This window comes from Micromonospora sp. NPDC005367, assembly GCF_040606825.1.
Taxonomy (GTDB): Bacteria; Actinomycetota; Actinomycetes; order Mycobacteriales; family Micromonosporaceae; genus Micromonospora.
Genome location: NZ_JBEXFP010000002.1, coordinates 96,154 through 108,503 on the forward strand (window position 1 = coordinate 96,154; position 12,350 = coordinate 108,503).

Genomic DNA, 12,350 nt, shown 5'->3' on the forward strand with positions numbered 1-12,350 from the left:
CGCCGCCATCCGACATGCGAAACGGGCCGCCCGGTTCTCCCGGGCGGCCCGTTCTCCTGCCTGTCCTGCGTGCCTCCGCGGCGTTCCGGCTCCTGCCGGTGCCGCATCAGCCCTTCGGCTCAGTCGTCCAGCCAGTCCAGTCGGCGACCGCCCCGGTCCCCGTCACGGCCCCGGCCACCCTGCTGGTCGCCGTAGTGGCCGCCCTGGTCGTAGCCGCGGTCGTCGTAGCCGGCGCGCTGGGTCGGGGGCTCCTGGCCATATCCGCCCTGCTGGGTGGGCGGCTCCTGGCCGTACCCGCCCTGCTGGCCGTACCCACCCTGGCCGTAACCGCCCTGGTCGTAGCCGCGGTCGCCGTAGCCGGCGCGCTGGGTCGGGGGCTCCTGGCCGTAGCCGCTCGGCTGGGTGTATCCGCCACCCTGGTCGTACCCGCCCGGCTGCTCGTAGCCGCCGCGCTGGTCGTACCCACCGGTCGGCTCCGCACCCCGGCCGTACGGCGCGGGGTCCGGCTGGCCGTACGACGGGGCAGGGTCCGGCTGGCCGTACGACGGGGCGGGGTCCGGCTGACCGTACGACGGCGCAGGGTCCGGCTGGCCGTAGCCCTGCGCCTGGCCCTGCTCGTACAGGCCGGTGGCGTACGGGTCGGCGGGAGCCGGGTACTGCGTGCTGTCACCGGTGTAGCGGCCGGTCGGCTCGTCGAAGCGCTGCTCGCCGTAACCGGCGCCGCCGGAGGCGGGGGTGTAGCCGGCACCGCCGGCCGGAGCGCCGTAGTCACGACTGCCGTAACCCTCGCCGGACGAGGGGGCGTTGCCGTAGCCACCGTCGCCGGCACCATAACTCGCGTTGCCGGCGCCGTAGCCGCCGCCCGAGCCCGGAGCATTGCCGTAACCGGCGTCGGCGCCGTAGCCGCCGCCCGAGGCGGGAGAGTTGGCGTAGCCGGGCGTCCCGTAGCCGGCCGGCTCGTCGCCGTAGCCGTAGCCGGAACCTGCGGCACTGCCGCCGTACGGCTGCGCGGGTGGCGCGCCGTACGGGTCCGGTGGCACGTCGTCGACGACGGGACGGTGCATCATCGTCGGTGCGTCGCTCAACGCGGCGCCACCCGCGACCATCGTCGGGTCCGGGCCGCCGCCGACCCGGTTGACCACCCGGGTCTGGTCGTCGGCGCCACGGAACGCGCCCCGGGCCGCCGGCACCGCACCACCGCTGCCGGCGCCGACCGGATCGTCGTCGTCGACGTCGTCCGGGTTGTCCTTGCGCTTCATCCAGAGCAGCACGATCGTGCCGACACCGGCGGCGACGAGCAGGCCGCCGAGCAGGATGATCACGTACTGACCCATGCCGCCGCCCGAGTCCTCGTTCGAGGCGGCGGCCGGGGCGCCCTCGGTCGCCTCTGGCGACTCGTCGGTGGCCTCGTCGGTGGCCTCGTCGGTCGGCTCCTCGGTGGGCTCAGCGGACTCGCTGGCCGACGGGGTGGCGCTCGGCGTCACCTCGACCTTGACCGGCAGGTTGATCCGCTGACCGGTGATCTGCTGGTTGGCGCTGGCGTTGAAGCTGTTGACCTTCTGGGCCCCGTCGAAACTCGCGCCGACGTCGATCCGGCCCGGAGTGATCGGCTTGGCGCTGGTGCCGGTGAAATGCCAGTTGCCGCTGCTGTCCGAGGTGGTCTCGTACCGGTGGCCCCCGGTGTCCTGAAGTGCGACGTATGCGCCCTTCACCGGCTTGCCGTTCGCCTGGATCACGACCTTGCCGGAGACCGACCGTACGGTCTGCACCTCCGGCGGCGCCGCCTTGGCGGTCACCGTGACCGTCGTCGAGCCCTCGGCGTCGCCGCCGAGGCCGCCGGACTTGGCCCTCACCGTGATGCGAGCGGAGCCGTTCTGCGCGTCGTCGGCCACCTTGAACTTGGCCGTGTAGGTCCGGCTCTCCGTGACGTTCCCCTGGTCGCACCCCTCGATGCACTGCACCTTGGAGTTGCTGGAGCTGACCGTGACGTCGACCTTCTGGTCGTCGGCGTCGAGGTTGTAGCTCACGGTGACCTCGCCGCCCGCCTGGACCGTGCCGGGGGAGGCCGAGACGTTGGTGACGCCAGGGGCGGCTAGTGCTGGTGTGGCGGGGAGGGCGAGTAGGGCGCCGGCAACCAGCGCTACGACCACACCGGCCCGCTGCTTCCAGGCACGTCGGTGTGTTGACACGTCCACCGCCTTCCGGACTGACTTCCCGCACCGGCGGGTGCCGGGGCCGGGGGATCATCACGGTTCGAATACGCCGTCGGCAACTATGCCTTGTCCAACTGTCCCGGCGCGACCCAGGGCCAGCGTCAGCGTCCGCCGGCCGAGGTCGTATCGTCCCGTCGTGTCCTCTCCGCACATTAAGTCCGCCGCGGTAGCGGCGGCGTTGTCGGCGCTCGACGAGGGGCGTGCCGCCGAACGGCTGGTCCTCCGGGAGGCGGTCCGGACCCTGCTGGCCGCCCTTGCGGAGCGCGCCCCCGGCCGATCGGTGGAGGTGCGCGTCCCACCATACGGTGCGATTCAGTGCGTGCCCGGTCCCCGACACACCCGCGGCACCCCGCCGAACGTGGTGGAGATGGACCCGGAGACCTGGCTCGCGGTCGCCACCGGTCGACTCGACTGGGCGGAGGCGGTCACGGAGGGTCGCGTACGGGTGAGTGGTATTCGAGCCGATCTGGCACCTCATCTGCCGCTCTAGCTGCCCGGATGGTCGAACGCGGTGACGCTCGGCATGGTGATCGTGACTTTCTGTATTGACGGCGATTCGCGTACACTGTCAGGCGAAACCAGTGGTCCCGGCCGAGGAGTGCGGATCCCACCCCGTGATCCCGCCAGGCCCGACAGACCCCAGCAAGAGGGAGCGGCAGGTGCCCCGAGGCGACGGCCGGCTGAGCCACGACCTTGATCCCCAGCGACCCGGTCCCCAGGACGCCTGCGGCGTCTTCGGCGTCTGGGCCCCGGGGGAAGAAGTTGCCAATCTGACCTATTTCGGTCTCTACGCGCTCCAGCACCGGGGCCAGGAGGCCGCCGGCATCGCGGTCAGCGACGGTTCGGGCGTGGTCGTCTACAAGGACCTCGGCCTGGTAGCGCAGGTGTTCGACGAGCCGACCCTGGCCAGCCTGCGCGGGCACGTGGCCATCGGGCACGCCCGCTACTCGACCACCGGCGGCTCGACCTGGGAGAACGCCCAGCCGACCCTCCGCTCGACCAGCGCGGGCACCACGATCGCGCTGGCCCACAACGGCAACCTGGTCAACACCGCGGAGCTTCAGCGGGAGGTCACCGACCGGGGGCTCACCAACGACGGTTCGACCAACGACACCTCCCTGGTGACCATGCTGCTGGCCAGCCGACCGGATCTCTCCGTCGAGGCGGCCGCGCTGGAGGTGCTGCCGCAGCTGCGCGGCGCGTTCAGCTTCGTCTTCATGGACGAGTCGACGCTCTACGCGGCCCGCGACCCGCACGGCGTACGCCCGCTGGTCCTCGGCCGGCTCGAGCGTGGCTGGGTGGTGGCCAGCGAGACCGCGGCGCTCGACATCGTCGGCGCGAGCGTGGTCCGCGAGGTCGAGCCGGGCGAGCTGATCGCCATCGACGAGGACGGGCTGCGCTCCACCCGGTTCGCCGCGCCCGAACCGAAGGGCTGCCTCTTCGAGTACGTCTACATCGCCCGTCCGGACGCGACCATCGCCGGCCGTAACGTGCACTCCGCCCGCGTGCAGATCGGCCGCCAGCTGGCCAGGGAGCACCCGGTCGACGCCGATCTGGTCATCCCCGTCCCGGAGTCCGGCACCCCGGCCGCGATCGGTTACGCGGAGGAGTCCGGGATCACCTACGGCCAGGGTCTGATGAAGAACCCGTACGTGGGTCGGACGTTCATCCAGCCGTCGCAGACCCTCCGCCAGCTCGGCATCCGGCTCAAGCTGAATCCGTTGCGCGAGAACGTGCGGGGCAAGCGGATCGTGGTCGTCGACGACTCGATCGTCCGTGGCAACACGCAGCGGGCCATCGTGCGGATGCTGCGCGAGGCGGGCGCGCTCGAGGTGCACGTCCGCATCTCGTCGCCGCCGGTCCGGTGGCCGTGCTTCTACGGCATCGACTTCGCCACCCGGGCCGAGCTGCTGGCCAACGGGCTGGACAACGATGGCATCCGGCGCTCGATCGGCGCCGACACGCTCGGGTACGTCTCACTGTCCGGTCTGATCGCGGCGACCGAGCAGCCGAAGACCCGGCTCTGCCGGGCGTGCTTCGATGGGGAGTACCCGATCGATCTGCCGGCCGGCAACCTGATCGGCAAGCACGTGCTCGAGGGAGTGGGTCGGCGGGTAGCCACGAGCACCCCGGACGCCCCGGAGCACACCACCTCTCCGCTCGTCGCCACTCCGGGCGGCGCTTCCGTCCACCGCCCGTAGCACCACGGGGCGCCCGCTACCGCAACGGCGGCGCCAGAAACACAAAGGGGAGAACCGTGACGCACGTGTCCGAGCGCAGCGGCGCAGGTACCAGCCCGACCGGAGCCGGCGGCGACCGCCAGCCCTGGACGGCGGGTGCCGGCCGGCAGGCGCGCAAACGCTCGGCCTCGTACGCCGACGCGGGCGTGTCGATCGAGGCGGGCGACCGCGCCGTCGAACTGCTCAAGTCCAAGGTGCGGCAGACCCGTCGACCCGAGGTACTGGGTGACCTGGGCGGCTTCGCCGGCCTGTTCCGGCTGGACACGACGAAGTACAAGAACCCGATCCTCGCCTCGTCGACGGACGGCGTCGGCACCAAGCTGGTGATCGCCCAGCAGATGGACATCCACGACACGGTCGGCATCGACCTGGTCGCGATGGTCGTCGACGACCTGGTCGCCTGCGGCGCGGAGCCGCTGTTCCTGCTCGACTACATCGCCACCGGCGAGGTGGTGCCGGACAAGGTCGCCGAGATCGGCGCCGGCATCGCGGACGGCTGCCGGTACGCGGGCTGCGCGCTGCTCGGCGGCGAGACGGCCGAGCACCCGGGCGTACTGCGTCCCGACGAGTACGACATCTCCGCCACCGGTGTGGGTGTGGTCGAGGAGAGCGAGATCCTCAGCCCGGAGCGGGTCGAGGTGGGCGACGTCGTGATCGCCATGCGTTCCTCGGGCCTGCACTCCAACGGCTACTCGCTGGTCCGGCACGTGCTGCTCGGCGCGGGGCGGATGCGACTCGACGTCGTGATCGACGACTTCGGCCGCCAGCGCACCCTCGGTGAGGAGCTGCTGACCCCCACCAAGATCTACGCACAGGACTGCCTCAAGCTGATCGCCGAGGCCGAGGTGCGGGCGTTCGCCCACGTCACCGGTGGCGGTATCCCGGGCAACCTGGTCCGGATCCTGCCGGAGAACGTCGACGCGGTGGTGAACCGCTCCACGTGGCGCCCGCAGCCGGTCTTCGACCTGGTCCAGTCGAAGGGCCGGATCGAGGACTCGGAGATGGAGGCGACGTTCAACATGGGCGTCGGCATGTTCGCGATCGTCTCCGCCGAGGACGCCGACCGCGCCCTGGCCACGCTCACCGGCCGTGGCGTCGAGGCGTGGCAGGCCGGCGAGATCATCGAGGGCTCCGGGAACGTTCAGATGATCGGCCAGCACACTCGCGGCTGATCACGCTCCGCTGATCATACGAGTACCTGATCAGGGGTTCACCCGAGTAGCCATCGCCGCCTAGCCTTGAGGGCACCCTCACGCCAGGCAAGGGAGGGCGATGGCTGCTCGGGGACAGTCCTTCATCGGGATGCGCGGCGTGGCCGCCGTCCCGTCGTATGTCGTGATGCAGCCGACCACTCTCTGCAATCTTGACTGCGCGTATTGCTACCTGCCGTTGCGGGCCGCCGACCGGCGGATGGCGGTGCCGGTGGCGGAGGCGGTGGCCGCCTCGGTCAACTCGTGGTCGACGACCGGCCGGTTCTCGGTGGTGTGGCACGGTGGTGAGCCCCTCGCGGCCGGGCGGGAGCACCTGGCGGCGCTGATGGCCCCGTTCGGGCCCGAGATCGAGCACCACGTACAGACCAACGCGACGCTCATCGACGACGCCTGGTGCGACTTCTTCGTGGAGCACGAGATGCGGGTGAGCGTCAGCGTCGACGGCCCTCGGGATCGCAACGGGGACCGGGTCACCCGGGGCGGCCGCCCGGCGTACGACCGGATTGTGCGTGGGATCGCGGCGCTGCGCCGGCGCGGGCTGCCGTTTTCGGCGCTCGCGGTCGTCTCCCGGCCGGTGCCCGGGCTCGCCGCGGAGCTGTACGACTACTTCCTCGACCTCGGCTGTGACGTGCTCGGTGTCAACATCGAGGAGACCGAGGGGGTCAACACCCGCGACAACGCCCACGACGTGGCCGATGTGACCGCCTTCTGGGCGGAGTTGGTGGCCGCGTGGCGGCGTGAGCCGCGCATCCACCTGCGGGAGATCGAGTGGTCCCTGCGGTACGCGGCGGCGGTCCTGGACGGCGTGGCGGACGACGTGTTGCCCCGTCAGTTGGATCCGATCCCCACGATCGGGTACGACGGCTCGGTCACCGTGCTCTCGCCGGAGCTGGCGGGCTTCACCGATCCGAGGTACGGCGACTTCAGCAGCGGCAATGTGCTGGAGACCCCGCTGGCCGAGATCCTGGCCGGCGTGGAGCGGACGCCCTGGGTGGGTGAGTTCCTCGACGGGGTCGAGGCGTGCCGTTCGAGCTGCCCATATTTCGGCTTCTGTGGTGGTGGCCACGCCGCTAACCGCTACTTCGAGCTGGGGCGGTTCGACGGTACGGAGACCGAGCACTGCCGCAACAGCAAGATCCGCCTACTGGAGGGAGTGTTGGAGCATGCCCGAGACCACCAGTCACCGGCAGCCTGAGCGCGCGGCGGTTGTCGTCCCAGCGGGAGTGGCCGAGCGGGTGCATGATGCCGCCCCGGGGCTCATCGCTCTGCTCCGCGAGGCCGAGGCCGCGCGGCTTCTCCGGTCGGAGGTGGCGGGCGCGAGTGATGGAGGCGCGGTCTGCGCCTGGAACCACTTCGAGAACATCCCGACCTTCTACAACTGGAACAACCGGCCACGCTGACGGTGCGGTACCGGGGTCAGGGGCCTGTCCGGCGCGCACTGCTCGGCAGGCCCCTGACCGTCGGGCGCCACACCGCCGCCTCCAGCGGGCACATACGTGAGCACGCGGAGCTCACCGCGTGCTCAGATGCGACCGGGGGTCAGCGGGTCGGACGGACCCAGGTGTCGGGGTCGTCGTCCGCGTGGTCCTCGTCATCGTCGTCGACATACTCTTTGTAGTCGTCGTCGAAGTCGTGGTTCGACTTTCCGCTGCCGCCGAGTTCTCGCTGCAAGGCGGCGAGGTCGGTGTTCGGGGAGTGGTACTTCAACTCCCGGGCCACCTTTGTCTGCTTGGCCTTAGCACGGCCGCGCCCCATGGCTCGACCCCCTCGCACAGAATGCGGGGCAGCCCGAAGGCGGGCCCCGATGACGTCAGGCATCTCTCGTGGCTCTTACGGTACATGGGGATGCCACCGTTCGGCACCTCGGGTTACCGTCTACCGGCCCTGCGCGTCGCGGTGGTCCGGCCGTCACCCAGTGTACCCGGTAAGGAGCGGAAACGTGAGCACCCGTGACACCGGGCAAAACGGTACGAACTGACTCCAGGTTCAGCTTAACCGCCCGCTGTGCGCCGCGGGTGAACCCGGGGACGGATCGCTCGCGTTCCGCCCCCGGGACGGGGATCAGGGCAGGTGGATCGTGCGCAGGCGGCCGACCTCGGCCATCCGCCGCTCGGCCAGCCGGTCCGCGGCCACCGCCGGCGGCACGCCCTCGGCGTCGGCGAGCGTGAGGATCTCCCGGGTCGTGTCGTAGATCCGGGTGGCGCGCAGCTTGGCCCGCTCGAAGTTGAAGCCCTCGATCTCGTCGGCGACCTGGATCACACCGCCGGCGTTGACCACGTAGTCGGGCGCGTAGAGGACGCCGCGGTCGGCCAGCAGCTTCTCGATGCCGGAGTGGGCGAGCTGGTTGTTCGCCGCACCGGCGACCACCTTCGCCCGCAGCACCGGCACGGTCTCGTCATTCAGCGCACCGCCGAGAGCGCACGGGGCGTACACGTCGATGTCCGAGGCGACCAGCAGAGCCGCGTCGTCCACCAGGGTGACCTGCGGGTGGTTCGTCCGAGCCCATTCGAGCGCGCGCGGGTTGACGTCGCTGGCCACCACCTCCGCGCCGTCGTCGAGCAGGTGCCCGACCAGGTACTTGCCGACCTTGCCCAGGCCGGTCACACCAACCCGCCGGCCGCGCAGCGTCGGCTCACCCCAGACGTGCTCGGCGGCCGCCCGCATGCCCTGGAAGACGCCCCAGGCCGTGAGGACGGACGAGTCGCCGGCACCGCCGTGCTCGACGCTGCGACCCGTCACGTAGCGGGTCTCCCGGGCGATGACGTCCATGTCCGGTACGTAGGTGCCGACGTCGCAGGCGGTGTAGTAGCGGCCGGCCAGCGACTCGACGAACCGGCCGTACGCCCGCAGCAGCGCCTCGGACTTGATCTGCTCCGGGTCACCCCAGATGACCGCCTTGCCGCCGCCGAGGTCCAGTCCGGCCAGCGCGTTCTTGTAGGCCATTCCCCTGGACAGATCCAGCACGTCGGCGAGGGCGGCCTCCTCGCTGTCGTACGGGTAGAAGCGGGTGCCGCCGAGCGCGGGCCCCAGCGCGGTGGAGTAGATCCCGATGATCGCCTTGAGGCCGGTCTGCTTGTCCTGGCAGAAGACGACCTGTTCGTGGCCGGTCGATCCCGGGTCGTCGGTGCTGGTGAATACGCCCATGACTGGCTCCTGGTGTCGGTGCGTCCTTGTGGGACACGGACCTGTTGGACGCCGGCGGGGATATTGCCGGTGCGTCTGAGCCTAATATCGGCCGTCGGCGGCCCGTCGTCCACGGCGTGCTCACGGGCGCTGGCGGCGCTGGAGGCCGTGTTCGTGGGAGGATCGCGCCGTGCCGTCGCTCTTTGCTTCCTATCTGCGCGTGTACGAGCCGCTCACCGCCTTCGACCGGGACCGCCAGTCGTACTGGCGGCGATACGTGTCCGAGGGGCGGGCGGTGGCCCCGGTCGAGGGGCCGGGCCGGCAGCGGACGGCGGTGATCGAAGCGCTCGGCGCCGGCTGGACGCGCCTGCCGGACCTGCCCGAGGAGGCGTACGTCCTGGAGACGGACGACACCCTGCTGGTCTGCCCGTGGAACCTGCGCATCCGGGTGGCCGAGGCGGCTCTCAGCGCCCGGGACGGCGTTCCTCCGGTACTCGCCGACGCCTTCGTGCCCCCGGTCCTGGCCGGGCAGGCCAAGGCGGTGGTGGACGACTGGCGTAGTGGCGCCCGGGTGCTGGAGCACGGCGTACCCCGGCTGCACGAGCAGATCGCCACCTGGGGGGTGCCGCTGCGGTGGTTCGTCCTGTTCGACCCCGAGGAGCGGGAGCTGGTCACCGACCCGGGCCGGCGGGTGTTGCGCTACCGGACGGAGATCTCCAGTGCTCGGCGGCGATCGTCGCGGGCGCTGGCGGTGCTGCGCAAGTCCGTCGGCGAGGCGCCGATCACCGAGGCCGTCGAGGAGGCCGCCCGCTGGCTGGAGGAGTTCCATCCGCGGTCGACGGTGGAACTCGACTACGGCGGCCTGGTCGATCTGCTGCCGGACGAGACGCTCTCCGCCGACGACTCACCCGAGCTGGTCGCGGCGGGTCTGGCGGGGCTTTCCCGGGGCGAGGCCGAGGAGGCTTCGGTCGCGTACGACAAGCTGGTGGCGCGCTGGCGGGCGGTGCAGTTGTTGGAGCGATGCAACTAGGACATTCCGCTTACGGAGCGCTCCCAAGGCGAGTAGTGCTCGTAGTTGATGCTTCACGAACCGTGATCATGAGTCCGAATAAGGTACTTTCTGCCGCATAAAAGTACCATAAATCGGGCATGGTTCATCCGTCCGTCTAGGGACGTTCGGCCGTTCGGCCCATGTCGGACATCGGGGACTAGCCGGACCATGGGAGACGCGTCGGCCGGCGGGACCCCGGCCGATGTCTATACATGTGGAGGAGTGACCGATGGCATCGCGAACGCACGAACCAGAGCCGCTACTCACACCGGCCGAGGTGGCGTCGATGTTCCGTGTCGACCCGAAGACGGTGACCCGGTGGGCCAAGGCGGGGAAGCTCTCCGCCATCCGCACCCTCGGCGGGCATCGCCGGTACCGCGAGTCGGAGGTCAGAGCCCTGCTGCAGGGGCAGATCCCCCAGCAGCGCCAGGGGGACTGAGTCGGCAGCACGTTCTATGAGCCAGGGCGGTGGACTTCGGGCCACCGCCCTGGTTCATGTTCGGCCCTCGTTCAAGGTGATCCGGATGCCGACCGTTCCGCCCTCGCCTCGGCGCAACCGGCTGCCCAGCAGCGTGAGCCGGCCCAGCAGCCGGTACTTGTGTTTCAGCAGGCCGCGGATCCGAAGACTGCCCGCCGGGTCGTAGAGGCTCGCGTGAGCCGGCACGGACGCGCCCTGTGGTCGGCCGCGGACGTCACAGGGCGCCACCGTCACCGTGCCGTTGTTACGGATCCGCTTCACCTTGCCGGAGTCGGCGGCGGTCCAGACCGCCAGCCCGTCACCGTCGCGGACCGACCAGACCGGAGTCGGCACCGCCCGACCGTCCCTGCGGAACGTCGTGAGCAGGATGTACTTCTCCGCCGACAGGCGGTCCAGGGTCTCCACGCCGCCAGGATAAGGCCCCACGACTGACTGACCGACCGGATAGCGCGAACCGCGCGGAGCCGTGTCGCGTACCGATCGAATGGTCGCTGACCTGCGACGGAGCGCCCGGGCGGCCGCCCGATGTGGACGAGGGGGCCGCCGGGGGCCCGCCGCCCGGCTCAGACCTGGACGGTCGGTGGCAGCGGCGCGGGCGGGAGGCCGCCGTCGCCGTCGACCACCTCGTCCGGGGTGCCGTCCTCATCGAGGTCCACCATGGTGACGTCCACCGCGCCGTCGTGGTCGGTGTCGAACTGGAACAGGTCGGGCTTCCCGTCGCCGTCGGTGTCCGCCACCCACACGTCGGTCCGTCCGTCGTTGTTGGTGTCCGCGCGCAGCAGGTCGACCCGCTCGTCCCCCCGGGTCTCCACAGCTGCGGTGGCCTCCCCGCCCGCGACGTTCTCGGTTGCCTCACTCATCGACTGGTCCTTCCGTGACGTTGACGGCTGTCTCGTACCCGATCCGTCGCGCCCCCACGCGGGGCGTCGCCGTCGGGGCTCTTAGGGTCGCACCATGAGGCAGTGGAGCGGACCGTCGGCCGCGGGTGAAACCCGTGCCGCCGTCGGGCGCAGCGGGGAGGCGTGGTGAGCGATCGGTTCGTCGTGATCGGAGCCGGCACGATGGGGCTCGGAATCGCGTACGTGGCGGCAGGTGCCGGGCACACCGTCGAGCTGGTGGAGGTCGACCCCGGTCGGGGTGAGGGGGCCGTCGCCCGGCTCGGCGAGCTGTGGGAGCGGGCGGTGGCGCGGGGCAAGCTCACCGCCGAGCAGGCGTTGGCCAACCGGGCGCGGGTGAGCCTGCGTACCGCCCTCGCCGAGGTCGCCGAGGGGCCGGACGTGGTGGTGGAGGCGGTGCCGGAGCGGCTCGATCTCAAGCGGGCGGTGCTGCGCGACGCCGAGGCGCTGCGGCCGGTGCTGCTGGGCAGCAACACGTCGAGCATCTCCATCGGTGAGCTCGCGGCCGACCTGGCCCGGCCGGAGAGCTTCCTCGGGCTGCACTTCTTCAACCCCGTCTGGGCCATGGCGCTGCTCGAGGTCGTGGTCGGCCCGGCGACCGCCGAGGAGACCACCGCGGCGGCGGTCGCGCTCGCGGGGCGGCTGGGCAAGGATCCCGTCGTCGTACGCGACATGCCGGGCTTCGCCACCTCGCGGCTCGGCGTCACGCTCGGCCTCGAGGCGATCCGGATGGTCGCCGACGAGGTGGCCAGCCCCGCCGACATCGACAAGGCCATGGTGCTCGGCTACCGGCACCCGATCGGGCCGCTGGAGCTGACCGACCTCGTCGGGCTCGACGTCCGGCTGGACATCGCCCGTACCCTCCAGGCCGCGTACGGGGACCGGTTCGCGCCGCCGCCGCTGCTCGAGGAGATGGTCGCCGCCGGCCGGCTGGGCAAGAAGTCGGGCCAGGGCTTCTACACCTGGGAAGGCGGCGTGAAGCGGTGAGCGCGAGGAGTGAGCTTGCGAGCCCCGCAGTCGCGAACGGAAGGTTGGCTCGGTGAGCGCGAGGAGTGAGCTTGCGAGCCCCGCAGTCGCGAACGGAAGGTTGGCTCGGTGAGCGCGAGGAGTGAGCTTGCGAGCCCCGCAGTCGCGAACG

General features: G+C 71.0%; 13 protein-coding genes. 8 read left to right on the top strand and 5 right to left on the bottom strand.

Annotation, left to right across the window (positions count from 1 at the left end):
* Nucleotides 1–119: 119 nt before the first annotated feature.
* The gene (locus ABZS42_RS01935) at nt 120–2,189 is read right to left on the bottom strand and encodes a carboxypeptidase regulatory-like domain-containing protein (RefSeq protein ID WP_355141543.1); all 2,070 of its coding nucleotides are present in this window, start codon (nt 2,187–2,189) and stop codon (nt 120–122) included.
* 160 nt (nt 2,190–2,349) lie between these two features.
* Between ABZS42_RS01935 and ABZS42_RS01940 the strand changes: the two genes are divergently transcribed.
* From ABZS42_RS01940 to amcA, 5 genes are all read left to right on the top strand, one after another.
* A complete protein-coding gene (locus ABZS42_RS01940) occupies nt 2,350–2,703 on the top strand; it encodes a sterol carrier family protein (RefSeq protein WP_355141545.1) in 354 nt (117 codons plus the stop codon).
* A gap of 169 nt (nt 2,704–2,872) precedes the next feature.
* On the top strand, nt 2,873–4,414 hold the full coding sequence (purF, locus tag ABZS42_RS01945; RefSeq protein ID WP_355141547.1) for an amidophosphoribosyltransferase: 1,542 nt from the start codon (nt 2,873–2,875) through the stop codon (nt 4,412–4,414).
* 56 nt (nt 4,415–4,470) lie between these two features.
* On the top strand, nt 4,471–5,625 hold the full coding sequence (purM, locus tag ABZS42_RS01950; protein ID WP_355141549.1) for a phosphoribosylformylglycinamidine cyclo-ligase: 1,155 nt from the start codon (nt 4,471–4,473) through the stop codon (nt 5,623–5,625).
* Nucleotides 5,626–5,755: 130 nt separating this feature from the next.
* Nucleotides 5,756–6,859 (top strand): cyclophane-forming radical SAM peptide maturase AmcB, encoded by a 1,104-nt coding sequence (gene amcB, locus ABZS42_RS01955; protein WP_355141902.1) that lies wholly within the window; start codon nt 5,756–5,758, stop codon nt 6,857–6,859.
* Complete coding sequence (gene amcA, locus ABZS42_RS01960; protein ID WP_355141551.1) at nt 6,828–7,064, top strand: multiple cyclophane-containing RiPP AmcA; 237 nt, start codon at nt 6,828–6,830, stop codon at nt 7,062–7,064. The genes amcB and amcA overlap by 32 nt, the downstream gene beginning before the upstream one ends.
* Before the next feature lie 139 nt (nt 7,065–7,203).
* Here amcA and ABZS42_RS01965 read toward each other — a convergent pair whose 3' ends face one another.
* Nucleotides 7,204–7,419, bottom strand: a complete 216-nt coding sequence (locus ABZS42_RS01965) for a DUF3073 domain-containing protein (RefSeq protein ID WP_355141553.1) — start codon at nt 7,417–7,419, stop codon at nt 7,204–7,206.
* Nucleotides 7,420–7,725: 306 nt separating this feature from the next.
* A complete protein-coding gene (locus ABZS42_RS01970; RefSeq protein ID WP_355141555.1) occupies nt 7,726–8,808 on the bottom strand; it encodes a Glu/Leu/Phe/Val dehydrogenase in 1,083 nt (360 codons plus the stop codon).
* Nucleotides 8,809–8,977: 169 nt separating this feature from the next.
* Between ABZS42_RS01970 and ABZS42_RS01975 the strand changes: the two genes are divergently transcribed.
* Complete coding sequence (locus tag ABZS42_RS01975; protein ID WP_355141557.1) at nt 8,978–9,817, top strand: hypothetical protein; 840 nt, start codon at nt 8,978–8,980, stop codon at nt 9,815–9,817.
* Between the two features lie 250 nt (nt 9,818–10,067).
* The gene (locus ABZS42_RS01980) at nt 10,068–10,277 is read left to right on the top strand and encodes a BldC family transcriptional regulator (protein ID WP_007073996.1); all 210 of its coding nucleotides are present in this window, start codon (nt 10,068–10,070) and stop codon (nt 10,275–10,277) included.
* Nucleotides 10,278–10,331: 54 nt separating this feature from the next.
* Here ABZS42_RS01980 and ABZS42_RS01985 read toward each other — a convergent pair whose 3' ends face one another.
* Together ABZS42_RS01985 and ABZS42_RS01990 are read right to left on the bottom strand one after the other, a co-directional pair.
* Nucleotides 10,332–10,721 carry a PPOX class F420-dependent oxidoreductase gene (locus tag ABZS42_RS01985; protein ID WP_355141559.1) on the bottom strand — a complete coding sequence of 130 codons (390 nt, stop codon included), beginning with the start codon at nt 10,719–10,721 and terminating at the stop codon, nt 10,332–10,334.
* A 158-nt stretch (nt 10,722–10,879) separates the two neighbouring features.
* Nucleotides 10,880–11,176, bottom strand: coding sequence for a hypothetical protein (locus ABZS42_RS01990; protein WP_355141561.1), 297 nt, complete (start codon nt 11,174–11,176; stop codon nt 10,880–10,882).
* Nucleotides 11,177–11,341: 165 nt separating this feature from the next.
* On the opposite strand from ABZS42_RS01990, the gene ABZS42_RS01995 reads away from it, so the two are divergent.
* Nucleotides 11,342–12,199 (top strand): 3-hydroxyacyl-CoA dehydrogenase family protein, encoded by an 858-nt coding sequence (locus ABZS42_RS01995; RefSeq protein WP_355141563.1) that lies wholly within the window; start codon nt 11,342–11,344, stop codon nt 12,197–12,199.
* Nucleotides 12,200–12,350 lie beyond the last annotated feature (151 nt).

Coding starts and splice junctions, on each gene's coding strand:
- amcA (WP_355141551.1), top strand. CDS start 6,828: ATGCCCGAGACCACCAGTCACCGGCAGCCTGAGCGCGCGGCGGTTGTC.
- amcB (WP_355141902.1), top strand. CDS start 5,756: ATGCGCGGCGTGGCCGCCGTCCCGTCGTATGTCGTGATGCAGCCGACC.
- ABZS42_RS01965 (WP_355141553.1), bottom strand. CDS start 7,419: ATGGGGCGCGGCCGTGCTAAGGCCAAGCAGACAAAGGTGGCCCGGGAG.
- ABZS42_RS01990 (WP_355141561.1), bottom strand. CDS start 11,176: ATGAGTGAGGCAACCGAGAACGTCGCGGGCGGGGAGGCCACCGCAGCT.
- ABZS42_RS01980 (WP_007073996.1), top strand. CDS start 10,068: ATGGCATCGCGAACGCACGAACCAGAGCCGCTACTCACACCGGCCGAG.
- ABZS42_RS01970 (WP_355141555.1), bottom strand. CDS start 8,808: ATGGGCGTATTCACCAGCACCGACGACCCGGGATCGACCGGCCACGAA.